27 protein-coding genes are annotated in these 23,590 nt (G+C 39.4%); 19 read left to right on the top strand and 8 right to left on the bottom strand.

Features of this window, described 5'->3' with window-relative positions; genetic code table 11:
- Positions 1-34: 34 nt before the first annotated feature.
- Positions 35-469, bottom strand: coding sequence for an OsmC family protein (locus ABWV45_RS14115; RefSeq protein WP_353352360.1), 435 nt, complete (start codon positions 467-469; stop codon positions 35-37).
- A 9-nt stretch (positions 470-478) separates the two neighbouring features.
- Entirely contained in the window at positions 479-862 is a 384-nt protein-coding gene (locus ABWV45_RS14110; protein WP_353352359.1) for a rhodanese-like domain-containing protein, read from the bottom strand.
- A 124-nt stretch (positions 863-986) separates the two neighbouring features.
- Here ABWV45_RS14110 and ABWV45_RS14105 point away from each other — a divergent pair, with 124 nt between their 5' ends.
- Positions 987-1,220 carry a DUF3820 family protein gene (locus ABWV45_RS14105; RefSeq protein WP_353352358.1) on the top strand — a complete coding sequence of 78 codons (234 nt, stop codon included), beginning with the start codon at positions 987-989 and terminating at the stop codon, positions 1,218-1,220.
- Positions 1,217-1,909, top strand: coding sequence for a M48 family metallopeptidase (locus ABWV45_RS14100; protein WP_353352357.1), 693 nt, complete (start codon positions 1,217-1,219; stop codon positions 1,907-1,909). Before ABWV45_RS14105 ends, ABWV45_RS14100 begins: the two co-directional genes overlap by 4 nt.
- A gap of 20 nt (positions 1,910-1,929) precedes the next feature.
- Here the strand turns inward: ABWV45_RS14100 and ABWV45_RS14095 are convergent, their stop codons facing one another.
- Complete coding sequence (locus tag ABWV45_RS14095; protein WP_353352356.1) at positions 1,930-2,181, bottom strand: GIY-YIG nuclease family protein; 252 nt, start codon at positions 2,179-2,181, stop codon at positions 1,930-1,932.
- A complete protein-coding gene (locus ABWV45_RS14090; RefSeq protein WP_353352355.1) occupies positions 2,178-2,447 on the bottom strand; it encodes a GNAT family N-acetyltransferase in 270 nt (89 codons plus the stop codon). The genes ABWV45_RS14095 and ABWV45_RS14090 overlap by 4 nt, the downstream gene beginning before the upstream one ends.
- 88 nt (positions 2,448-2,535) lie before the next feature.
- Between ABWV45_RS14090 and ABWV45_RS14085 the strand changes: the two genes are divergently transcribed.
- From ABWV45_RS14085 to ABWV45_RS14060, 6 genes are read left to right on the top strand one after another with little or no spacing between them, the layout of a single operon-like run.
- The gene (locus ABWV45_RS14085) at positions 2,536-2,997 is read left to right on the top strand and encodes a flavodoxin family protein (RefSeq protein ID WP_353352354.1); all 462 of its coding nucleotides are present in this window, start codon (positions 2,536-2,538) and stop codon (positions 2,995-2,997) included.
- Positions 2,997-3,911 (top strand): CobW family GTP-binding protein, encoded by a 915-nt coding sequence (locus ABWV45_RS14080; protein ID WP_353352353.1) that lies wholly within the window; start codon positions 2,997-2,999, stop codon positions 3,909-3,911. Before ABWV45_RS14085 ends, ABWV45_RS14080 begins: the two co-directional genes overlap by 1 nt.
- Positions 3,904-4,767, top strand: a complete 864-nt coding sequence (locus ABWV45_RS14075) for a sterol desaturase family protein (protein ID WP_353352352.1) — start codon at positions 3,904-3,906, stop codon at positions 4,765-4,767. Before ABWV45_RS14080 ends, ABWV45_RS14075 begins: the two co-directional genes overlap by 8 nt.
- A 58-nt stretch (positions 4,768-4,825) precedes the next feature.
- Complete coding sequence (locus tag ABWV45_RS14070) at positions 4,826-5,173, top strand: hypothetical protein (protein WP_353352351.1); 348 nt, start codon at positions 4,826-4,828, stop codon at positions 5,171-5,173.
- 54 nt (positions 5,174-5,227) lie between these two features.
- Positions 5,228-6,709, top strand: a complete 1,482-nt coding sequence (locus tag ABWV45_RS14065; RefSeq protein ID WP_353352350.1) for an efflux RND transporter periplasmic adaptor subunit — start codon at positions 5,228-5,230, stop codon at positions 6,707-6,709.
- Complete coding sequence (locus ABWV45_RS14060; RefSeq protein WP_353352349.1) at positions 6,702-9,830, top strand: efflux RND transporter permease subunit; 3,129 nt, start codon at positions 6,702-6,704, stop codon at positions 9,828-9,830. The genes ABWV45_RS14065 and ABWV45_RS14060 overlap by 8 nt, the downstream gene beginning before the upstream one ends.
- A 70-nt stretch (positions 9,831-9,900) precedes the next feature.
- Here ABWV45_RS14060 and ABWV45_RS14055 read toward each other — a convergent pair whose 3' ends face one another.
- Positions 9,901-10,641: a DUF481 domain-containing protein gene (locus ABWV45_RS14055; protein ID WP_353352348.1), complete on the bottom strand. Its 741-nt coding sequence runs from the start codon at positions 10,639-10,641 to the stop codon at positions 9,901-9,903.
- A gap of 13 nt (positions 10,642-10,654) precedes the next feature.
- Positions 10,655-11,485: a mechanosensitive ion channel family protein gene (locus ABWV45_RS14050; RefSeq protein WP_353352347.1), complete on the bottom strand. Its 831-nt coding sequence runs from the start codon at positions 11,483-11,485 to the stop codon at positions 10,655-10,657.
- 669 nt (positions 11,486-12,154) lie between these two features.
- Here ABWV45_RS14050 and ABWV45_RS14045 point away from each other — a divergent pair.
- Positions 12,155-12,697: an adenine phosphoribosyltransferase gene (locus ABWV45_RS14045; protein ID WP_353352346.1), complete on the top strand. Its 543-nt coding sequence runs from the start codon at positions 12,155-12,157 to the stop codon at positions 12,695-12,697.
- A gap of 66 nt (positions 12,698-12,763) precedes the next feature.
- Here ABWV45_RS14045 and ABWV45_RS14040 read toward each other — a convergent pair whose 3' ends face one another.
- Both ABWV45_RS14040 and ABWV45_RS14035 read right to left on the bottom strand, forming a co-directional pair.
- The gene (locus tag ABWV45_RS14040; protein WP_353352345.1) at positions 12,764-13,399 is read right to left on the bottom strand and encodes a ChrR family anti-sigma-E factor; all 636 of its coding nucleotides are present in this window, start codon (positions 13,397-13,399) and stop codon (positions 12,764-12,766) included.
- Positions 13,366-13,962: a sigma-70 family RNA polymerase sigma factor gene (locus ABWV45_RS14035; RefSeq protein ID WP_353352344.1), complete on the bottom strand. Its 597-nt coding sequence runs from the start codon at positions 13,960-13,962 to the stop codon at positions 13,366-13,368. Before ABWV45_RS14035 ends, ABWV45_RS14040 begins: the two co-directional genes overlap by 34 nt.
- A gap of 169 nt (positions 13,963-14,131) precedes the next feature.
- Here ABWV45_RS14035 and ABWV45_RS14030 point away from each other — a divergent pair, with 169 nt between their 5' ends.
- The 10 genes from ABWV45_RS14030 to ABWV45_RS13985 all read left to right on the top strand — a co-directional run bounded on the left by ABWV45_RS14030 (position 14,132) and on the right by ABWV45_RS13985 (position 23,572).
- Positions 14,132-15,127: an NAD(P)/FAD-dependent oxidoreductase gene (locus ABWV45_RS14030; protein ID WP_353352343.1), complete on the top strand. Its 996-nt coding sequence runs from the start codon at positions 14,132-14,134 to the stop codon at positions 15,125-15,127.
- Positions 15,128-15,131: 4 nt separating this feature from the next.
- Positions 15,132-16,589, top strand: coding sequence for a deoxyribodipyrimidine photo-lyase (phrB, locus tag ABWV45_RS14025; protein WP_353352342.1), 1,458 nt, complete (start codon positions 15,132-15,134; stop codon positions 16,587-16,589).
- A complete protein-coding gene (locus tag ABWV45_RS14020; RefSeq protein ID WP_353352341.1) occupies positions 16,586-17,557 on the top strand; it encodes an acyl-CoA desaturase in 972 nt (323 codons plus the stop codon). Before phrB ends, ABWV45_RS14020 begins: the two co-directional genes overlap by 4 nt.
- A 9-nt stretch (positions 17,558-17,566) precedes the next feature.
- The gene (locus ABWV45_RS14015; RefSeq protein ID WP_353352340.1) at positions 17,567-18,034 is read left to right on the top strand and encodes a nuclear transport factor 2 family protein; all 468 of its coding nucleotides are present in this window, start codon (positions 17,567-17,569) and stop codon (positions 18,032-18,034) included.
- Positions 18,035-18,067: 33 nt separating this feature from the next.
- A complete protein-coding gene (locus ABWV45_RS14010; protein WP_353352339.1) occupies positions 18,068-19,327 on the top strand; it encodes an NAD(P)/FAD-dependent oxidoreductase in 1,260 nt (419 codons plus the stop codon).
- A complete protein-coding gene (locus tag ABWV45_RS14005; protein ID WP_353352338.1) occupies positions 19,324-20,178 on the top strand; it encodes a DUF1365 domain-containing protein in 855 nt (284 codons plus the stop codon). The genes ABWV45_RS14010 and ABWV45_RS14005 overlap by 4 nt, the downstream gene beginning before the upstream one ends.
- 28 nt (positions 20,179-20,206) lie before the next feature.
- Positions 20,207-21,472, top strand: a complete 1,266-nt coding sequence (locus tag ABWV45_RS14000; protein ID WP_353352337.1) for a class I SAM-dependent methyltransferase — start codon at positions 20,207-20,209, stop codon at positions 21,470-21,472.
- Positions 21,473-21,576: 104 nt separating this feature from the next.
- Positions 21,577-22,359 (top strand): SDR family NAD(P)-dependent oxidoreductase, encoded by a 783-nt coding sequence (locus ABWV45_RS13995; RefSeq protein ID WP_353352336.1) that lies wholly within the window; start codon positions 21,577-21,579, stop codon positions 22,357-22,359.
- A gap of 4 nt (positions 22,360-22,363) precedes the next feature.
- The gene (locus ABWV45_RS13990) at positions 22,364-22,867 is read left to right on the top strand and encodes a DUF2878 domain-containing protein (protein ID WP_353352335.1); all 504 of its coding nucleotides are present in this window, start codon (positions 22,364-22,366) and stop codon (positions 22,865-22,867) included.
- A gap of 9 nt (positions 22,868-22,876) precedes the next feature.
- Entirely contained in the window at positions 22,877-23,572 is a 696-nt protein-coding gene (locus ABWV45_RS13985; RefSeq protein ID WP_353352334.1) for a hypothetical protein, read from the top strand.
- The last annotated feature ends 18 nt before the right edge of the window (positions 23,573-23,590 follow it).

The raw sequence follows: 23,590 nt of genomic DNA, 5'->3' as shown, positions 1-23,590 counted from the left end.
TCAAGAACAGCTGATCGAGTACAACGCATCTTAACTAAAAAATAGGCGTAACCATCACGTGGCTGATTAGGGAGTTGTTAATAAAACAAAATGCATGGGCTTTGTGGTGCATTTTCTCTATTTCCTCTGTGGTTGGCTGTTTATCCCCTGAAAATACCACCTTTGGCGAGAGCTCAATTTCTTTAACGTATTGTTTTCCCTCTGTATTTTTATCTAGCCGCGCAATGGCAATGTCTTCATAGCTTTCCACTTGAAAGCGTTTTTTGGCAGCCAGTAGTAAAAATGTTTGCATATGACAGCTGGATAAACTGGCGGCTAAAATTTGTTCTGGGTCTGCGTAACCCTCAGTATTGGCGCCAGCCATAGGTAAAATATGCCCCGAAATTGCAGCCTCGTGAGCCCGCTCAAAGCCTTCATGATTAAAAGTACCTTGGCGCTGCCAGTGAATTTGGGCTCTGTGCTCACTCATAGGTGGCTCCTATCCTAGGTATTGGTTATCAGGGATTTCTACTTTATGTATGGTGCCACTCCAATTATCAAAACCACCGGCCAGCATGTGAATATCGCTAAAACCCATGCGTTGCAATAAATCGGTGGCTAGGGTGGAGCGACCGCCATTTTTACAATAAACCACCAATGTTTTACTGCTGTCTTGTAATGCAGGGTGATTACCCACCATAAATTCTAATAAGCCTCGGGGAATATGCACCGCATCAGGCAGGTGGCCCATATCAAATTCACTGGGCTCTCGTACATCTAGAATAGTCGCCCCGTGTGCCATATATTGTTCGGTTTGTTGTGCATCAATGATGTTAATGTTTTGCCTAGCTTGATTGAGTAGTTCTTCTTTAGTAGTAGCCATATTGGAATACCTTTTTATTTAATCTTAATATTAGATAAGTCTAATATATTTGATGATTGGGGTAATATCAAGTGTAGCTGCCGCAGATAAATCCTCGTGTTAAGATGCCTCCAGAGGACATAATATGTTTGACCAAAAAGATTTATTGGCCCTAGCCAATATGCCCATGCCCTTTGGCAAATACCAAGGTAAAGTATTGATGGATTTACCAGAAGAATACCTATTGTGGTTCCAGCACAAAGGTTGGCCAGCGGGGCGTTTAGGCATGTTATTGGGTTTATGTTTAGAAATAAAAATAAACGGCCTAGAGCCTATTTTGAATCCGTTACGAGGCAAGCATTACGTGGTGAATGAATGAGCCAAGATGTGCTTGATGACCTAGGGTTCACCTACGATATTGTTCGCTCAAAGCGCAAAAGTGCAGCCATTCATGTGAAGGCGAATACGGTGCAGGTGCGCATTCCGTATTTTGTGGATGATGCATGGGCGCTGGATTTCTTATGTAATAAAGCCCCGTGGGTGCGCCGTAAATTAGCTCAGCAACAGCAGCAATCCCAGCTAATTCCACAAATAAAAGACGGTTCTCAAATATTATGGTTAGGCCAAACAATGACATTATCGTTTGTGCCTGCCCATAAAGGCATCCACTTAGAAGGCGAGAAAATAAGACTAGGATGTAATAAAGCGGAACAAGCAATAGCAGAGCTACAGCAATTTTTTAAACAGCAAGCGCGGGTGTATATGATAACGCGCACGCAACTATTGGCTGAAAAATTTGGTCTCGATCATTTATTGCAGCAAGTGCGTTTCAGGCGCACAAAAAGCAAATGGGGCCATTGCACCTCGCAAGGGGTAATCCAATATAACTGGCTGATAATGGGTGCGCCAGTGAGTGTGATTGATTATCTTATTTGCCACGAGCTAAGTCATTTAATCCACCCAAATCACTCCAAAGCATTTTGGCAGCATGTTGAAACCATGTGCCCAGACTACAAAACCCAGCAGGCTTGGCTTAAGCAAAACAGCGTAGCGTTAAGTTGGTGTTAACGTTGTACACAATGTTTTAATTAAGTGGCAAGTAATTCCAGTTTCTTCTGACGACTCAACTTTTTAATAGCCGCTTCACGCTGACAGGCTTGGGAGCGATTCTCAAATGTTTCGTTATGAATGAGCTTTACAGGGCGACGGGTACGAGTATATTTAGCCCCCTTTTCATCGCACTGATTGTGTTCTTTCAAGCGGCGCTGTAAATCAGTGGTCACACCAGTGTAAAGCGTGTCATCTGCACAGCGAACAATGTAGGTAAACCAGCTCATCATTCAGCTTTTAAAAATTTATCGACATACCAGCAGCTGGCTTGCATTTGATAATCATGCTGTTTAGCCCATTTTAATCCACTTTCTACCAAGGCTTCGGCTAGGCCCTTGCCCCGTTGGCGAAATGGCACATAGGTGCGGGTAAAATCCAGCGATTGCTCAGTTAAAAAGACATATTCTAAAACCGCTGGATTATCTTCAATGGAGGTGCCATTCACTTGATTTACCACAAAGCGCTGCTGGTCTGGTTGGTGTTCAACGGTAAACATATGCGGGCCTTATGTTTGACGTAAAGGGTTCGTAAATCTTACCAAACATTGTACTCTTGTAATAAGTGTTATGAACATAGGAGAAGACGTGAAAACACTGTTAATTGTGTTTCATACCCCGTCAGACAATACCCAAGCCATGGCGGATGCCATGCTAAAGGCGGTAGAAGGCCAAGCACTAGAAAACCTGAACGTGGTACTGAAAACCCCGTTTGAAACTCAAGCACAAGATGTTCTGGCTTGTGATGGCATTGTCCTTGGAACCACAGAAAACCTCGGATATATGAGCGGTGCGTTAAAGGATTTTTTTGATCGCATTTATTACCCATGCCTTGAAGAAAAACAAGGTCTCCCTGTGGTAGCGGTGGTGCGTGCTGGCCATGATGGTACGGGCACCTGTCGTGCTTTAAACACCATTTTAACAGGCCTTAAATGGCGTTGGGTGCAGGATATTGTATTGTGCCGCGGCCCATGGCAGGCAGAATTTATCGGGCAGTGTGAAGAGGTTGCGGCGGCCATGGCGGTGGGTTTAAGTGAAGGAATGATTTAATGGCCATGATCAACGTACATATTATTACGGGTTTTTTAGGGGTGGGGAAAACCAGCTGCATCCAAGAATTAATTAAACATAAACCAGATAACGAACGTTGGGCGGTGCTGGTGAATGAATATGGCCAGCAAGGTATCGATGGCGCTTTGTATGATTCAAGGCAAGTGATCGTAAAACAAGTGGCTGGCGGTTGTGCTTGTTGTGCGGCTTTGTTGCCGTTTCAAACGGCGTTAAATGAACTTATTCGTTTTGATACCCCGGATCGTATTTTTATTGAACCCAGTGGTTTAGGCCATGTGGATAACATCGTTAAACGATTATTAGAAAGCGATTATCAACAACGTCTGACACTTAATGCTGTTGTGTGTGTCGTTGATCCAAGACACTTATCCCAGCCCAAATATCGCTACCATGAACTCTATATTCGCCAGTTATTTGCAGCGGATAAACTTGTGGCAAATAAAATAGATTTATCTAGTGAGGATGATTTGCAATTGTTTGAACAGTTAGTGAGTGATTTCAAGCGCCCGTCTGCGGAAATTGCCCATGGTGATTTATCATTAACCGAAATACAGGTGCCTAGGATTGAGCATCAAAATCCCATGCAAGGGATTAGACAGCAATCATCGAGCTTTCAATCAAGTGTGATTTATCATCAAGGGCAAAACTGGCAAATAGAAACCTTGATAAAAGGATTGAAACCATTTGGATATGCGCGAATCAAAGGTTTGTTGATTGAAGGTGAGCAAGTGATCGCAGTGAACATGAATGAAGGTGAAGAAGGGGAAACCCGCATTCAATACTTTGCGAAACAACCTATGCAACAAGACAGTGTCATAGAAGTGATACACGATGGCCCAATTGATGCCCGCGCCATTGAAGTCTTATTAAACGAGAGTAGCCAGCATGAATGAATGGGTCGTAACAAACGAAGCTTGGGTGCGCAGTTTGTGTTTTTTTTCCATTCTTGTGGTGATGATGATTTGGGAGGGGGTCAAACCAAAGCGTCAGCGTCTTCATACACGTTTACTGCGTTGGACTAATAACCTTGGGTTGGTATTTTTTAATAGCCTAGTGGTGCGTTTGATACTGCCGTTGGCAACTGTGGGCGTGGCTCAGTTTGCGCAGCAACATGAATGGGGCTTGTTTAATCAAATTCAGTTGCATCCAATATGGGTGGTTGTATTAACGGTGGTGTTGTTTGACATGGCCATTTATTGGCAGCATCGATTATTCCATGTGGTGCCTGTATTATGGCGTTTACATAAAATGCATCATGTGGACCAAGACATAGACGTGACAACGGGTTCCCGCTTTCACCCTGTAGAAATTATATTATCGTTGCTGATTAAATTTGCGCTGGTGTTATTACTGGGGCCGTCATTATTGGCGGTGATGCTGTTTGAAATCATTTTAAATGGCACGGCTATGTTTAATCATGCCAATGTTGCGTTACCCAAAAAGCTTGATGGGGTGTTACGCCCTTGGCTGGTGACGCCGGATATGCACAGGGTGCATCACTCAACAATATTACGTGAAAGTAATTCTAATTATGGATTTAACCTAAGTGTCTGGGATCGCCTATTTGGTAGTTATATCGCTCAGCCCAGTTTAGGACATGACGGCATGCACATTGGGGTTCGTGGTTATAACAACCCTAAACAAATTCAAATACTACCCGGAATGTTGTACCTGCCGTTTGCTCGTGTGTTGCCAGATCAAGAAGTGGATAACTTGGGACCTAATGAAGGCAATGGCACCAAAAGGTAACACGGTTTAATAATGCCCCATACTGGGTTAAACTGAACCCATAAACGGTTGGAATTTTATGAACGCCATTAAAATCACATTGCTATGCATGTTGGTGCTAATACAAGGTATTAGCCAGTCTTATGCTGCGCAAATGATGATGAACATGAGCATTCAAAGCAGTATGGATGCACAACCTGAAATGAGTGATATGCCTTGTCATCAAGCAACTAACGCTTCTGAATCAGACAAGCAAATGCAAGATTGCTGCGAGCAAGATTGCCAGTGTCACTTTTTATTTTCTGCCATGACTCAACATGGTTTTGTCGCTAAAGCGGTTAAACCTACGGCATTATTTGCTGAGGCGGATCAAACCTTTCTCTCTTACACGTCTCAAAACCTTTATCGCCCTCCGATTTTTGCTTAATACACTCTAGTTACGCCTAAAATTTGCGTTTTAAAAAGTTGTTGAGTAAGAAAAATGAATAAGAACTCTCTATTGTTAGTGGTATGCGCCTTTGTTTTGGGTGTTGTGCTGAATCAATTTGTATTGAATCAAAATACAGTATCGTCGGAATCCGCTGAAAAAGCCCCCTTGTACTGGGTTGCTCCCATGGATGCCAACTTTCGCCGTGATGGACCGGGCAAGTCGCCAATGGGCATGGATTTAGTGCCCGTATATGAAGAAGAAAACCAATCAGCTGCTATGGGCACTGTCAGCATTAACTCTCAAATAGAAAACCAACTTGGCGTCACAACCGCGCCTGTTGTAAAAGGGGCGCTGAAACGACAACTAAACGTGGCAGGTTTTTTACAATATGACGACACCAGCGTGCAGCATTATCATAGTCGCACCAGTGGTTGGGTAGAAAAACTGTATGTATTTAGTGTGGGTGACCAAGTTCAAAAAGGGCAAAAACTTTACGACTTGTATAGCCCTGAATTGGTCTACGCCCAAGAAGAATTTGTCGCTGCGGTCAAAACCGAAAACCACGCGTTATTGCAATCGTCTCGTTTAAAATTAGATGCATTAGGTGTGAGCCCAAAACAAATCAAGCAGTTAGAAAAAACTAAAACGGTTAAACAAAACCTCTCATTTTATGCGCAAAAAACCGGTTACATATCCCATTTAAATGTGCGTGAAGGCATGTTTATTCAGCCTTCAATTGAAGTGCTGGCCAGTGCGGATCTTTCTAGTATTTGGGTGATAGCAGAAGTGTTTGAATCGCAATGGGCGTGGATACAAAAGGACTTTCCGGTAACTATGACAGTGGAGTCGATTCCTAATCGACGCTGGCAAGGCAAGGTGGATTATATCTTCCCTAATGTTAATGCCAGTAATCGTACGCTGCAGGTGCGCATTGTGTTTAACAATCATGACTTACTGTTAAAACCCAATATGTTTGCACAATTGACCTTAGATACAAAACCACTGGCGCATACGCTACTGGTGCCCAGTAATGCCATTATCGACACAGGTAATGAACAGCGTGTGGTGTTGGCGTTAGGTGGTGGCCAGTACCGTTCGGTCAAGGTAACCACGGGTTTGCAAGCAAATGGTCAGACACAAGTCATGGCAGGCTTAGATGAAGGTCAGCAAGTGGTGACGTCCGCTCAATTTTTAATTGATAGCGAATCAAATGCGGCAGCTGAGTTAGCACGTATGGACATGTCAGAAGAAAGCCTTGATCGAGTATGGGTGCTGGGTACGGTTAAAAAAGTGGGTAAGCAAAGTTTAACTTTACGTCATGAGCCGGTTGATAAGTGGCATTGGCCAGCCATGACCATGGATTTAGCAGTGGATAGTGAATTAGATCTTTCACAATTAAATTCAGGGGATGCCATCGGTTTTTGTTTAGATGAGTTTGCAAATAAGCGTTATGTAATTACGCATATTGAAAAAGAACAAGCCTCAGCCATGGATCACAGTCAAATGAATCATGAGGGTATGCAGCATGATTAATGGCTTAATAGACTTATCCATACGCCACCGAGTATGGGTCTTAATGCTTACTGTAGCGTTAATACTGGCGGGTTGGTTCAGCATCAAACAAACCCCTGTGGATGCCATTCCGGATTTATCCGATGTGCAGGTGATTATTAAAACAGCCTATCCAGGGCAAGCGCCAAAAGTGGTGCAAGACCAAGTTACGTATCCCCTCAGTACTGCCATGCTAAGCGTACCCAAAGCAGTTACCGTGCGTGGATTTAGTTTTTTTGGTGACAGTTATTTGTATATTATTTTTGAAGATGACACAGATATGTATTGGGCACGCTCACGGGTGTTAGAGTACTTGTCGCAAGTCAGTAGTCGTTTACCGGATGGGGTGCAACCTGAGCTGGGGCCGGACGCCACAGGGGTAGGCTGGGTGTTTAATTATGCATTGGTGGATAAAACCGGTAATCATGATTTAAGCGAACTGCGGTCTATTCAAGATTGGTTTTTGAAATTTGAATTGCAAACGGTTCCCGGTGTTTCTGAGGTGGCGACTGTAGGGGGGATGGTACGTCAATATCAGGTAGAAATTGATCCGCTAAAACTACGGGCTTATGGTATTCCTTTGGATCATGTGAATACAGCCATCCGTCAAGGCAACCAAGAACGGGGTGCCTCAGTATTAGAAATGGCAGAGGCCGAATACATGGTGCGTATTCATGGTTATTTAGAGTCCATTGAAGACATAAAAAATATTCCTCTGGGGGTGAATACTAAAGGCACGTCGTTATTACTGGGCGATGTTGCGCGCGTCAGTGTTGGGCCACAAATGCGCCGCGGCATCGCCGAGTTGAACGGTGAAGGCGAAGTGGTGGGGGGTATCGTCGTCATGCGATACGGCGAAAACGCACAAGCCACTATTGAAAAAGTAAAACAAAAATTAAATCAACTAAAAGCCAGCTTACCGCAAGGGGTTGAGTTGGTGGTGACTTATGATCGTTCTGAACTCATACAAAATGCCATAGACAATTTGATGTCTAAATTACTTGAAGAGTTTGTGGTGGTTTCTCTGATTTGCATGTTGTTCTTGTTTCATTTTCGCTCGTCACTGGTGGTGCTCATCAGCTTACCTATGGCCATCTTATGCGCTTACATCATTATGTATTTACAAGGGGTCAGCGCCAATATCATGTCGTTAGGAGGCATCGCTATTGCCATAGGTGCCATGGTGGATGGCGCCATTGTAATGATTGAAAATGTACACAAACATTTTTCACGACAAACAGTAACCACAGAAAACCGTTGGCAAATTATTGCCAAGGCCAGTAAAGAAGTGGGCCCAGCTTTATTTTTCTCGCTACTTATTATTACTTTAAGTTTTTTACCCGTCTTCACGTTAGAAGCACAAGAGGGTCGTTTATTCACGCCCTTAGCTCTGACCAAAACCTATGCTATGGCCATGGCTGCGGCATTGGCGATTACGTTAGTGCCAGTGTTAATGGGGTATTTTATTCGTGGCCATATTCGTGATGAAAAGGATAACCCGCTGCATCAATTTTTTCTAAAGCTTTACTTGCCAGTATTACGCACTTGTTTAAGTTTTCCAAAAACGGTGGTTGCACTGGCTGTGGTGTTACTGGTCAGTACTTGGTATCCCTTGTCTAACACTGGCAGTGAGTTTATGCCGCCCCTTGATGAGGGGGATTTAATGTATATGCCTACTACGTATGCTGGAGTCTCTATTGGTAAGGCGAGGCAAATATTACAGCAAACCGATAAACTCATTAAAACCATTCCAGAAGTAAAAACCGTATTTGGTAAAGTTGGTCGTGCCGAAACCGCCACCGACCCAGCACCTTTAACCATGATAGAGACAGTGATTCAGTTTAAACCCAAATCACAATGGCGCGCAGGTGTTACGAGTGAGTCTTTGCAAAAAGAGTTAAATCAACTGATTGATTTCCCCGGGTTAACCAATGCCTTTGTCATGCCCATTAAAACCCGTATTGATATGTTAGCCACAGGTATTAAAACCCCTGTGGGGATAAAAGTATCGGGGCCAGACTTAGGTATCATTGAAGAATTAGGCGAAAAACTTGAAGGCATTCTGAGTGTGTTACCCGGCACCCTGTCGGTTTATAGTGAGCGTGTAGTAGGTGGGCGCTACATTAATATTAAAATAGATCGCGGCAAGGCTGCCCGTTATGGTTTAAATATTGAGGCGCTGCAAAATACCGCACAAGCGGCTATCGGTGGAGTCAATGTGACACAAACCGTAGAAGGCCTAGAGCGTTATCCAATTAATGTGCGTTATGCGCAGCATTATCGTGATCATGTAGAAAAATTAAAATCCCTGCCCATACTCACCGAAACTCAAAACTACATTCCGTTATCAGCAGTGGCGGACATCAGTATTGATGAAGGGGCGGCCATGATCAAAAGCGAAAATGCGCGCTTAAATGGTTGGACCTATATTGACATACAAGGCCGAGATCTTTCGGGCTATGTCAAACAAGCGCAGCAAGCAGTATCTGAGCAATTAGATTTACCATCAGGCTATGCATTAAATTGGACGGGGCAGTATGAGTATTTATTGCGTGCCCAAGAGAAGTTTAGCATTGTCATGCCAATTACATTATTTGTGATTGCAGTATTACTATATCTCAGCTTAAAGCGGATTCAAGATGTGGCCCTGATTTTATTAACCATGCCGTTTTCATTAATTGGCGGTATAGGCTTAATTTATTTATTGGATTATCAATACAGTGTGGCAGTGGGTGTGGGTTTTATTGCTTTGGCTGGAGTATCTGTAGAAATTGGCATACTGATGATGCTGTATTTAAATCATGCATGGCAAGATTTCCAACAGGCAAATGATCAAGATAAAAATAAGATAACAATGACAGGCTTAAAACAAGTGGTAGAACAAGGAGCCAGTGCGCGATTACGGCCTATCTTGATGACATCACTATCAAGCATTGTGGGTTTAATGCCGATTATGTTTACCTCAGGTACAGGCTCTGAAGTGATGCAGCGCATTGCTGCACCCATGATAGGGGGCATGGTGTCTACCTTGATATTATCTTTGTTGTTATTGCCGGTGTTGTTTTATTTGATTAAGCGCTTTAAATCTAAACGCTCTCTATGAAATGATTATCTGTATTAATAAAAAAAGCTCAGCTATTTCTAGCTGAGCTTTCATTGGGTATATTTTTTAATTAAAAAATATACAAGACTGATACACTAGTTGTGGTATCAACATCATCATTACCAGCAGGGACTTCTGTATTATGGATAATATTATAAGAAGCTTTAATACTTAAGTTACCCATCAGGCTTGCAGAAATGGATGTTTCAGATCGTGTTTTAGTATTGTCTTCACTTTCAAACGCAATTTCTGAGCTTAAAGCTTGCTTAAATTTTGCAGTTTCACTTAGGCTTAGTTGATAATCTAGAGCTAAACGCAATATTGCACCATCAGTTGTTTCACCATCATTTTGCTCGCTGAAAAAATAACCCGGACCAACGTTATAATTTAAAAATGATGTTTCATCACTAAACATTTGATCAGCGTAACCAGCTGCGATAGAGCTTTGATATTCATAGCCTGAAAAGCGATCATCTTCATACGAGCCATATACAAACAACGCAGAATGATCTTCATTCAGTTTGTAATCACCCTGTGCAGAAGCAAAATAACGCTCAGCACTGGTTTGGTTTTGTTTGTTGCCATTTATTACTACTTCCTCTTCTTTAAATAGAGTATCTAATAAATAGGTATTTTTCCAATTATCTAAATCTTGAGTAACAGACACTTTGGCCTTTACTGAAGTCGTTTCGGTATTACCTGTGGTTGAAACAAAACCTAACTCTGCTTCACCAGTAATAGGCTCAGCCGCTAAAGTTAGTTGTGATGCAGCCAAAAGTGAGGCCGCGGTTAGGATTTTAGTAACAGACATTATTATCCCTTAATTATTTATTTGTAGTTGAATTTTGATGAAAATGTACGTCCATTTGAGGATAAGGAATACCAATTCCTGCCTCATCAAGTGACATTTTTATGATTTTTGTTAGATCAAATTTTGCGGTCCAAAAATCTTCTGTCTTAACCCAAGGACGCACAACAAAGTTAACAGACGAGTCACCAAGCTCTAGTACGCCAACAGTATGTCCAGGCTCTTTTAGTACCATTGGGTGTGAATCTAATATGGATTTAAATAGTGCTTCAGCTTGTTTTAAATCGGCATCGTAAGAAACACCAATTGTTAAATCAATTCGACGAGTGTCATTAGATGAATAATTGGTAATGGAACCACCAGTGATTTGCGCATTAGGTAATATTACTCGTTTATTATCAGGGGTGATCATAATGGTGGAAAATATCTGAATTTCTTTAACGACACCAGCAACGCCACCGGCTTCAATATAATCATTGGCTTTGAAAGGGCGAAATGCCGCAATTAAAATACCGGAAGCGAAGTTTGATAACGAGCCCTGTAAAGCCAAAGCAATAGCCAAACCCGCAGCACCGATTATGGTTACAAAGGTAGTGGTTTGAATCCCCAGATGACTCAAGGAAGCAATAAAAGTCGCGATAAGGATGAGTACACGAATTAAACTTTTTACAAAGCCAGTGATGGCCGGATCAATCGAACGCTTCTCGAATGACTTTCCAATAACATGAGTGACAAGGCGACTTAATTTAAAACCTAGCCAAAGTATAAATAACGCAACCATAAAACGGGTGGCGTATTCTTGAATCAATAACTGATTGTCGGCGAAAAACGCGGTTAAAAAATCCATTTGATTCCTTAGTAGATTTAAAATTATTTAAGCGACAACAATAACGGTTGCTAAGAATGTTACGATCAGTACCCATATTCAGGTGCTGAATCCATTATTTTTCACTCTTAGCACTTTTGCCGCTGCATCGGTGGCGCGCATAATACCATGGGTAAAACATAAAGTAAGGGGTGTGATAGTACGACAAATATGAGGGCTATTTTAGTAAATAAACCCTATCACTATTGTGGGTAAAATTATGTCGTATTAGTTACGACACTTTAGATGCAACTAGTGGCACTAGTCATGATTTCAGTGTTGTTATTGCTGCCAAATTGATTGAACCTGAAGCGTTTTTCAAACATGGGTGAATATTAGGTTTTGGAAAATAATTGCTTATTAATCATATAGTTAGGTTTTAGGGGTTTCACTGGAGCCAAGTTATATGAAGCAGCTATTTCTCGCTATTTTGTTTTAGCCTTAAATTCTGGTCATGCAGAAATACGCGATATATTGTTACCTATGAATATTTCGGTGCCCATTGCTGTTGTGATGTATTGGTAATATGAACTGACCACCACATGGGAATTGAGAGAAGCCAGTGATAATATGTCATTAGGTTTGTGTAGTGATTTTTCCAAACCTGTTTTTTTGTACCTATTATAAATCATTAAAATACTTTGGAAGAAAATGTCTGTTTATCAGGATGAAATAAAAAATGCGGTGCGTACTGTGGAAAATTGGCCCGAATCTGGGGTTATGTTCCGTGACATTATGCCGTTACTGCAAAATAAGCAGATATTTCGCAAACTCATAGATAGCTTTGTACATCGATATCAAGGAGTAAAGTTGGATGCTGTAGCCGCTATTGATGCCCGTGGTTTTATAGTGGGGGCGCCTTTAGCTTATGAGTTAGGTGTATCACTTGTTCCTGTGCGTAAAAAGGGTAAATTGCCCTTTGATACAATATGCCAAAGCTATGATTTAGAATATGGCAGTGCTGAAATCGAATTACATACAGATGCTTTTAAAGTTGGGGATAACGTACTGGTAATGGATGATTTAATCGCCACAGGAGGCACCATGTTAGCGGCATGCCAGTTAGTGAAAAAACTGGGTGCGAATGTGGTGGAAGTGGCGGCAATTATTGATTTGCCAGATTTAAACGGCAGTAAAAAATTACGTAAAGCTGGGTTTGATGTGTATAGCATTTGCCAGTTTGATGGGCTTTAGAATTAAGAAGTAGCACGGGGCAGATTGTGCCAAGCAAAATCGTAACCCCATAGCAACGGTATTGGTTTAGCGCATAAAGGGATTTAATAAGCGCCCAAATAAACCGGTAAACTTCAAAGGAGCGTCCATTACTGCAAAGCAAATGCAGTCTTCTTCCATGCCAGCTCTTGGTTGATGGTGTGTATTGGTGTCTGCCAATATGAAGTCACCTTGTTGATAATCCCCTGCGTCATCCGAGAATTTACCCGACATCACAAGGGTATACTCATTACCCCTATGAGTATGAACAGGCAGTTGTTTACCCGCGGCAATTTTGTAGAACTTAGCTACATATTGCTTGTTACTAAACGGTAAGGTGAACTCTTTAATATTTTTCGTGAACCCCTTCCATGGCAAGCCATCATAAAAGCTTGTGACAAAACGCTGTAATGGGCGAGGTATTCTTGGGTCGCCATTATATTTGGCTTCAGCTTTAGCGGGTTCGTTTAATCGAGAAAGCAGCGTTTCTAAGAGGTCTTTGCTCACTGGTTGAGGGTCTGTTTCTTGCAACAGTTCACCGCCCAGTTGTTCAAACATCTGGATGCGTTGCTGACATTCACGGCAAGACTCTAAGTGGCAAGCCACCATGATGCCTAACGGGTCATGCTTCTGACCCGCTGTGAACTCCATCAGTAGTTCATCAGAAGGATGATAATTAGCCATGTCATTTGCTCTTGTGCCAAGGTATCTAGCTTTTTCATGGCTAGGCGTAACCTTGATTTAATTGTGCCCAAAGGTAGATCCAGTTCATTGGCGATTTCGCTATGAGATTTACCCTCAAAATACACTTTGTAAACGATTTGACGCTGCTCGTCTGGCAGGCCATATAATAAGGTACGGGCTATTCTCCCGTTTAGATCACGCTCAATGCCAAGTTCGAGCTCTTCTCCTTCCGGCTCTGGCCATAAATCATCAGAGACCACCATATCAGCCTTGGTTTTACGGGCCATATCAATGCGTTTGTTGCGCACGATGGTGTAAAGCCAAGTGTTAGCAGAGGCGGTTTTAGGATTGAATTGATGAGCTTTACGCCAAACTGTAAGCATACATTCTTGTACGATGTCTTCTGCTTCGCCGTCTAAGGCGCCACAGCGCATAGCGTAGGCCTTTAATTTCGATCCAACCTCTTCAAATAGTTGAATAAAAGCCTGCTGATCTTGATCGCTAGCAATACGAAGAATGAGTTGATCTAAGGGACGCAGATTGTTTGCATTTTTAAGACTCAAGTGAGTGATCCCTTAACATCATGAAATGTAACCATTTATCTAGGGGTTAAGGTAAAGGAATGAAGCAAAATGGTAAAGCCTTAACCATTAATTATCGAAAACTTACTGCCAAGTGATCTAACAAATTCAATGGTGCGTAAATAACCTTATTAAATAGGTAGGTTTTACTATGATTAATATAGATATAGCAGTAGTAGGTGCAGGGCTAGCAGGACTGGTTTTTGCGGATGAAATGAAACGTCAAGGTTTGAGCGTTTTATGTGTGGAAAAAGCAAAAGGTAGCGGCGGCCGCTTGTCTTCAAAACGCTTATCATATGATGCAAAAACTATAAGCTTCGACTTGGGCGCACAGAGTATTACTGCTCATACTGCACAATTTAGACAAGCATTAAATGATTGGCATAAATTAGGTGTTATTGCCCCTTGGTTTGAGGAAGAGGGCTGTATTCATTATGTGGGTACACCAAGAAGTTCAAGTCTAACGCGGTTGTTAGCAGACAAGGTCGGCGCTCAATTTGGTACTCGTATTGATCGCATCGAAAAGCAACACAATCACTGGAATATATACAAAGAAACAGAACAAGGTAGTGAGCAATTAGCCATTGCAAAGCAAGTGGTTTTGGCTTGTCCTGCAGCACAAACTTATGCGCTCATACCTGATAATAATGAACTGTCGAGTTCGTTACAGACCATAAATATAGATGGGCAATGGGTGATGATGATAACCACAAAAGAACCTTTAGGAATAAGCTATTCAAAGCAATTCCATGGTGAAAGTATTGCTCGTATTAGTTACGAAAATAGTAAACCTGAGCGTCAAAATGAGTCGCACGTTTACTGTATACAGGCTTGTCAACAATGGTCAAAAAATAAGTTCGATATAGATAAGCAACAAATAGAAACAATGTTAATAAAAGACCTTGAAATAATTTTAGGGGAAAACATTTCTTATCAGGCGAGTTATGTTCACCGCTGGTTGTATTCACAGGGAAGTAATGGTCATGTGGATAAAGGATTTTATAAAAGTGATGACGGTCTATTTGTATGTGGTGATTACCTATTAAGTGATTTAAAAGTAGGAGGTGTAGAAGCCGCGTACTTAAGCGCAAAAGCATTAAGTGATTACATGCTTCAACCTATTGATCAATTGCAAAGAGCTGGGTGAAGTTATGAATTTAATGTGGTTTCGTAATGACCTTAGGGTGCATGATAATCCCGCACTATTTAATGCGATCAGTTCTGGGCCAACAATTGCTGTGTATTGTTTAGCACAAGATCAGTGGCGCAAACACGATGTAGCACCAATAAAGCAAAATCTTATCCTTCGTCAATTGGTCGCTTTAAAAGATGACTTGAACGAAATCAACGTGCCTTTATTGGTTGTCAATTCTCATGATTTTTCTGGTGTGATTTCGCAATTAGATGCCATATTCGATGAGTATAATATTACAGAAGTCATGTTTAATCATGAATACGAGTGGAATGAAAATCAATTAACTGAATTAGTCAGTACTCATTGCATTAATAAAAATATACATATTAACGGATTTCATGATCAGTGTTTAATAACCCCCGGCACTATCCACAATAAGCAAGGAGGCTATTACAAAGTTTTTACAGCATTCAAAAAAGCATACCTTGCTCAATTGAGTCATCAAATGAGGCCGTTGTATCGTAAACCCAATAAACAAGAGCCTCTATCTTTAGCGAGTAATATTACATGTGCAGTAGATGCACTAAGAGCAATAAACTCTCAAAATAAAAAATCAAATATTTGGCAAGTGAAGTGGCCTGTAGGTGAGCAATATGTACATGATGTATTGGCAGTATTTGTTGAAAAAGATATAGATCAATACCATGTTAAAAGAGATATACCAAATGTAAAAGGTACATCAAAATTGTCTGCATATTTAGCTATTGGAATTATTAGTGTTAGGCAATGCTACCAAGCGGCGTTATCCATGACATCACTTGTAAAAGATGATGGTACTCAAACATGGATAGTGGAACTTATCTGGCGAGATTTTTATCGCCATTTAATGGTGTCGTATCCTGAAGTGTGTCGATATAAGCCATTTAAAGTCAATACAGACCAACTACCATGGAAACAGAGCGGCCCTTTGTTTAAAGCATGGTGTGAAGGAAAAACCGGTTACCCCATAGTGGATGCGGCTATGCGACAACTGGTACAAACTGGCTGGATGCATAATCGTCTACGTATGATCAGTGCCATGTTTCTAACAAAGCATTTATTTATTGATTGGCGTTTAGGTGAACAGTTTTTCATGCAGCACTTAATTGATGGGGATTTAGCGTCAAATAATGGCGGGTGGCAATGGTCAGCCTCTACAGGAGTTGACGCTGTACCATATTTTAGAATTTTCAATCCAACTCGGCAATCTCAGCGATTTGATCCTGATGGGGATTTTATACGTCGATATGTAACCGAGCTTAATGCATTAGATGCAAGCTCAATTCACCAGCCAAGTACAGAGCAAATTATTCAATGTGGCTATATGGAGCCCGTGGTGAATCATAAACAGGCAGTTGAGTTAACAAAACATTGGTTTAAGCAGTTATCGGATAATAGTAACTACTATGTTAGTCCAGAGAGCCAAGCATCATGAATCATATGTCTACATCAATAGTACAAGTACTGTGGCAAAACGTCATACGCTGGGTGGATTCAGAGGCGCAAACAGGGGATGAAATTGATCCCAATAGTCGCAACATAAACTGGATAAGGTGTTTGCCATTTTTTGCAGTTCACGTAGTATGTTTGTGTGTTATTTGGGTGGGGGTGAGTTATATCGCGATTATGGTTTGCTTGCTATTATTTTGGCTTAGGATGTTCGCAATCACTGGATTTTATCACCGATATTTTTCTCATAAAAGTTTTAAAATGAATCGATTTTGGCAGTTTATTTTTGCATTTATTGCCAATAGTTCAGCGCAAAGAGGCCCATTATGGTGGGCAAGCCATCACAGAAAACATCATAAACATAGCGATCAAAATACAGATTTACATTCACCAGTAAAAAGTGGATTCTGGTGGTCTCATATAGGTTGGTTTATTTGTGAATCAGCCTTCAAAACTGACTATAGCGTGATACGGGATTGGGAAAGATTTCCCGAGCTAAAATTTTTAAATCGCTTTGACATAATAGCACCTACACTGTTGGCAGTACTGACCTATTTGTTTGGTGAATTTTTAGCAAGTTATTATCCACACTTTGAAACAAATGGATGGCAGATGTTGATTTGGGGATTTTTTGTATCCACCGTGATTCTCTTTCATGCCACGTTTACCATTAATTCACTAGGTCATATATATGGTAATCGCCGTTTTGACACTAAAGATAATAGCCGTAACAACCCTTGGCTAGCTTTTATTACTCTAGGGGAAGGCTGGCATAATAATCACCATAGGTTTGCTGTATCCACTCGTCAGGGATTTTACTGGTGGGAATTAGATATAACATACTACATATTAGTAGTATTAAATTTCATTGGCATAGTGAAAGATTTAAATCCAGTTCCAGCTCGAATTCTTGAGCAGGGATTGAAAATTAATAATAGAAATTTTAAATCATAAAGGTGCACCATGAGTATATCAAAAACACAAACTGTAGAAGATCTCGCTCATATAAATGCATTATTAGAGTCATTTAAGCTCTTGTATAACACCTTAAATGCTAATACCTATGATGATGGGTTAATTGATAAGGTATATGCCGATGATATTGAATTTATTGATTGTTTTCATCATATAAATGGAATACAAAATTTCAAAAAGTATTGTGCATCAATTTATGAAAATGTTAAGCATTGCCAATTTGAGTTTCATGATGAATACATTAAGTCTAATAGTGCCATGTTAACCTGGACAATGGAGTACACGCATCCAAAATTAAACAATGGAAAAATGATTTACGTGAAGGGAAGTTCTGAGATTTTATTCAATAAAAAAGTATACAAACACAAAGATTATGTAGATTCAGGTGAATTGTTGTACGAACATATTCCATTGTTAAAAACCGTTATTTCTTTTTTAAAAAAGCGAATGATGTAGATCAATCCAGAAATTAGAGATATAGGAATTATTGTGAATAAACAAAAAATTGCCGTAATTGGCTCAGGCATTGCTGGTTTGACATCCGCCTATCTACTGAATCGTGAGCATGATGTAACTGTTTTTGAAGCTAATGATTATTTGGGTGGGCATACACACACAAAATATGTGGCATTAGGTGGGAAAAAATACCCAGTGAATACAGGATTCATAGTATTTAATGATTGGACCTACCCAAATTTTATAAAGTTAATGAATCAAATAGGTGTGAAAAGTGAAGCTTCAGATATGAGCTTCAGTGTTCGAGATGAAAATAGCGGTATTGAATATAATGGCACAAGCCTTAATAGTTTATTTGCTCAACGTATCAATGTATTACGCCCATCTTTTTTAAAGATGGTAAAAGACATATTGCGGTTTAATAAACAAACAGTTCAAGGCTTAAACCAAGGTATTATTCGTGAAGATCAAACCTTGGGAGAGTTTGTTGCCGAACATGGATACTCTAAATCGTTTATAAATCATTATATTGTACCTATGGGATCAGCAATTTGGTCAGCGTCTGTAGACGTGATGATGGATTTCCCATTAAAGTTTTTTCTTCAATTCTTTAATAATCACGGCATGTTAAGCGTAGATGAAAGACCTCAGTGGCGAGTGCTTACAAATGGTTCTGCATCATATATAAAACCTATAACTCGTTCATTTAAAGATAAAATTTTACTTAATTCACCTGTTACATGTGTTGAACGTCATGGGCAAGGGGTTACATTAACGGTTAATAATGAAAAGCACGAGTTTGATCAGGTGATATTTGCTTGTCACAGTGATCAAGCATTAAGAATGCTAAAATCACCGACGCAGCTAGAAAGTGATATTTTAGGTGCTTTACCCTATCAAAAAAATGATGTGGTACTTCATACAGATGAAAAGCTGATGCCGAAAAGAAAATTAGCATGGGCTAGCTGGAATTATCATATCCCTCAACGTAAAAGTGATATGGCCATGGTGACATATAATATGAATATGTTGCAAAACTTCAATGATGCTCCAGAAACCTTACTGGTTACACTCAATAGGACGGCAGAAATAGATCCAAATAAAATCATTGATCAATATTCTTATGCACACCCAGTATTTACTATGGATGGTGTCAAGGCACAATCAAGGCATGCTGAAATCAGCGGGCATAATAATAGTCATTATTGTGGTGCATACTGGTTAAATGGTTTTCATGAAGATGGCGTAAATAGTGCGCTAAGAGTAGCAGAAGCATTTGGCATTCAGCTATGAAGAAAATCTCGAATGCTTATAAAAGTGCCGTATCTTATAAAAGTGCCGTATATAAGGGTTATGTAAGGCATCGTCGTTTTGAGCCTATTAAACATGAATTTAATTATAGTATTTACATGCTTTATTTAGATTTAGATGAAATATCCGGATTGTTCGGTAAACATTGGTTTAGCAGTTTTAATAAGCGAAACTTAGTTAGTTGGATGAGAAAAGATTTTTATCAACCCAATGAAGGAAACTTGAAGCAAGTAATCATAAAAAACGTTTATGATTACGCAAATCAGCAAGGTGTTACTATGCCTAGCATTGCTCGTGTAGCAATGCTTACTCATGTTCGCTATTTTAATATTATCTTTAATCCTGTGACTTTTTATTATTGTTTTGATGAACACGATAATTTACTAGCTATTTTGAGTGAAATCACTAACACGCCATGGAAAGAACGCCATACTTATGTGCTGCTAACCAGTAGTACGTCAGATAAATCATATGAGAACAAAGGTGATAAATACCACTCCCTTGAGTTTAAGAAAAAATTTCATGTGTCGCCATTTAACCCCATGAATATGAATTATCATTGGACGCTATCTGAGCCTGATGAGCGCATAAATATACACATGGAAAATATGTTAATCTCAGAAAGCAGCCCAAATAAACACTTTGATGCAACACTCATTTTAGACCGGTTAGATTGGCATGCAGGATTTACGAAAAGTTTAATCCAATATCCATTTATCACCGTAAAAGTGATATGGGGTATATATTGGCAGGCGCTGAAACTGTGGATTAAGAAGGCCCCTTTTTATAACCATCCAGATAAGTTAGAGAAACCTCTACCTGACAGTAAATGAATCTAATTAAGCCCTATATGGAGGCACCATGGACTCTGTAGCCAGTATCGAAATTAAGAAAAACCGTATCTCCGTATTCAATCAATTTGCTAAGCGAATGGTTCTATCACATCTGAAAAGATTACATTCTGGTTGTATTGTTATCCATGATGGCAAAAACATTCATTCATTTGGTGAAAAACTGAATAGTAGTAACGAGTTGTATGGCGAGTTAACTATTCACGATACACAGGCTTACAGCGATATTATGACAGCAGGTAGTATTGGTGCTGCAGAAGCTTACATGACGGGGGATTGGAGTACACCCGATCTTACAAAGTTGATGCGTGTAATGGTTCGTAATATGGATATATTAAATGGATTAGAGGGAGGCATAGCAAAAATATCAAAGCCTTTCCTCAAGGGTTTTCATTGGTTGAACCAGAATACAGAAAAAGGCTCCCGTAGAAATATTGCAGCACACTATGATTTAGGTAATGATTTTTTTGAGTCTTTCTTAGATCCTACAATGATGTATTCATCTGGAATTTTTCCATCAGGTAATTCAACAATGGAGGAAGCCTCTACCTATAAGTTGAAAACAATTTGCGAGAAATTAAATTTAAATGAAAATGACCATGTTGTAGAGATTGGTACTGGGTGGGGTAGTTTTGCCATATACGCGGCTAAAAATTATGGCTGTAAGGTTACAACCACTACGATATCAGAGCAGCAATATATATATGCTGCCAATGAGGTTAAGTTAAATGGTTTAGAGAGCAAGATCACCCTGTTAAAACAAGACTATAGAAATTTAGAAGGTAAATTTGATAAGTTAGTTTCGATTGAAATGATTGAAGCAGTAGGGTGGAAATTTTACGATACATTTTTTTCGAAGTGTGCATCGTTACTTAAATCTAACGGTGTCATGCTGATACAGGCCATAACAATCGAAGATCAGCGATTTGATAAAGCAAAAAAGGATGTGGACTTTATACAGCGCTATATATTTCCGGGTAGCTGCATACCTTCCATTGCTGCTATCACTCATGCCACTAAACAATCTACTGATTTAAGACTAGTTCAATTGCAAGACTATGCTCAACATTATGCTCGTACACTAAGTCAGTGGCATGTAGCATTCAATAATAATGAAAATCAAATTTCACAGTTGGGTTATAGTGATGATTTTAAACGTATGTGGCGATTTTATTTGAGTTATTGTGAGGCAGGATTTTCAGAAAGAGCAATAGGTGTATCTCATTTAGTATTTGCGAAGCCTCATTTTCGGCAAGAACGTTTACTCAATGTATGAACTAAGGCGAGTACTACTCGCCTTTTTTGTGCCTGATAATATTCCTTATGATCTGATCAAGTATTGTTTGCGTAATAATTATATGCAAACAAAGTGGCAAAATTATGAATATTTGGATTATCGGAGCTTCATCTGGTATTGGTTCGGAGTTAGCAAGGCAATACGCGCTAGCTGGTCACAATGTATGGATTAGCGCAAGGAATCAAACTGCTCTAGATGAGCTAGCAAATAAAGAATTAGGCTTAACCCCTTTACCTATGGATGTGACTGATAATTCTTCTATTATTGATGCAGTTAATGCTATTAAATATTCAAATTCAGCGGTTGATAAAATTATCATAAATGCTGGCGTGTGCGAGTATTTAGATAGTTATGAAATTGACCAAGATAAAATTGAACGGGTAATGGAAACAAACTTTTTTGGGGGAATAAAAGTAGTATCTCATGTATTGCCTCTTATTCGTCAAAGCCAGAGTAAGTATAAAATAAAATCACCACAACTGGTTTTTGTCTGTAGTAGCGTAACGTATCTAGCTTTACCTAGAGCCGGAGCATATGGTGCATCTAAGGCCGCTATACGATATTTCGCAGAAGCATTAAGGGCAGACCTTTACCAAGAGAGTATAGATATAAGAATAGTAAGCCCTGGGTTTGTAGAAACACCTTTAACAAATGTTAATGATTTTTCAATGCCATTTATCATGAAAGTAAATGAAGCTGTAAAACGTATTATGATCGGTTTAGAGGGCTCAAAGTTAGATATACATTTCCCTAAGCGATTTACATATTTTCTAAAGTTAATATCGATTTTACCTGATGGATTAAAATGTTCACTTATTAATAAACTATCAAGACACGATATATCGAAATTACCAAATTATGAATGATAAAATGAGGGTTATTATTAATGCTGTTTTTTTTCAATTAACTTGGTTCTCGTTTGTACTTAATATTTATGAAGGTTACCTTGCATTAGTAAGCTTATTTTTTATGTTTGTATATTCAGTGTTAGTTGAGGGGTATCAAAAGCAGCATATCATTATGTCGTTTTGTGTAGTTGTTTTGGGTTTGACAGTTGATACGTTATTAACGTTTTTTGGTGTTTTTTATTTTTCAGGTAACACTTACTTTTTTATACCATTTTGGTTGGTTGGTATTTGGGGTGCATTCTCTTTGACACTTAATTCATCATTAAAATGGCTTCTGGAAAAGCCCATGCTATTTATGGTGTCCCTGACATTATTTGGCCCTATGAGTTACTATTTTGGTAGTAAATTATCCAATTTAGCCCTATCTGATGATGCTGTTATTTATCTGATTTTAGCTTGGTTTTTTATCTCTGTACTGATAGTAAAACTATATGATTTATTGGTTAATAATAAATTAAATGGCTGAGGTGTTAATATGAAATACATTTTAGTTATTGTAATTAATTCATTATATTTTAATAACTCTCAAGCATTTAATTTTGTCGGTATCGCCTATGATTTAAATACAGAAAATATAATTTATTATGAAAATCATACAGTTATACTTAATAAAGAAGGTCAATATAAACGTGCAAATGTTGTATATAAATATCCTAGTGGTGAAGAATTTGCTAATAAAGAGTTGATTTTTTCTAGCCCTCTTACAATTCCTTCTTTTGACTTTGATAATTTTTACAGTCATACCAAAATTAACCTTAAGAATCTAAATGGGGTAGCCTATTTACGGTATGAAAGTGAAGGTGTGTCTATTAGTAAGTCATTTGAAGTGTCTGACTATCTTGTGGCGGATGCTGGTTTTGATCAGCTAGTCATTAAGAACTGGGACTTATTAGTAAGTGGGAACGTATTGAAATTTCATTTCATTGTACCCTCTCGTGGAGAGGCGGTAAGTTTTAGGCTGTTAACAAAATCAATAAATAAAAGTGTAATAACCTTTATTTTACAGCCTGAAAATTGGTTATTTAGGTTGTTAGTTGACGACATTACTTTAGTGTATGGTAAATATGATAAAAGAATCAAAGAATATATTGGATTAACAAATATTGAAAAAATTTCAGACGGTGAATTAACAGGGGATTATTATAAAGCTAGAATTAAGTATCAATATTAAGTTTTATAAAAATCTATT

It is taken from the genome of Oceaniserpentilla sp. 4NH20-0058 (assembly GCF_040371755.1).
Classification (GTDB): Bacteria; Pseudomonadota; Gammaproteobacteria; order Pseudomonadales; family Oceanobacteraceae; genus Bermanella.
The sequence above is the reverse complement of the archived record's forward strand: the minus strand, read 5'-3'. Positions and strand labels throughout refer to the sequence as shown.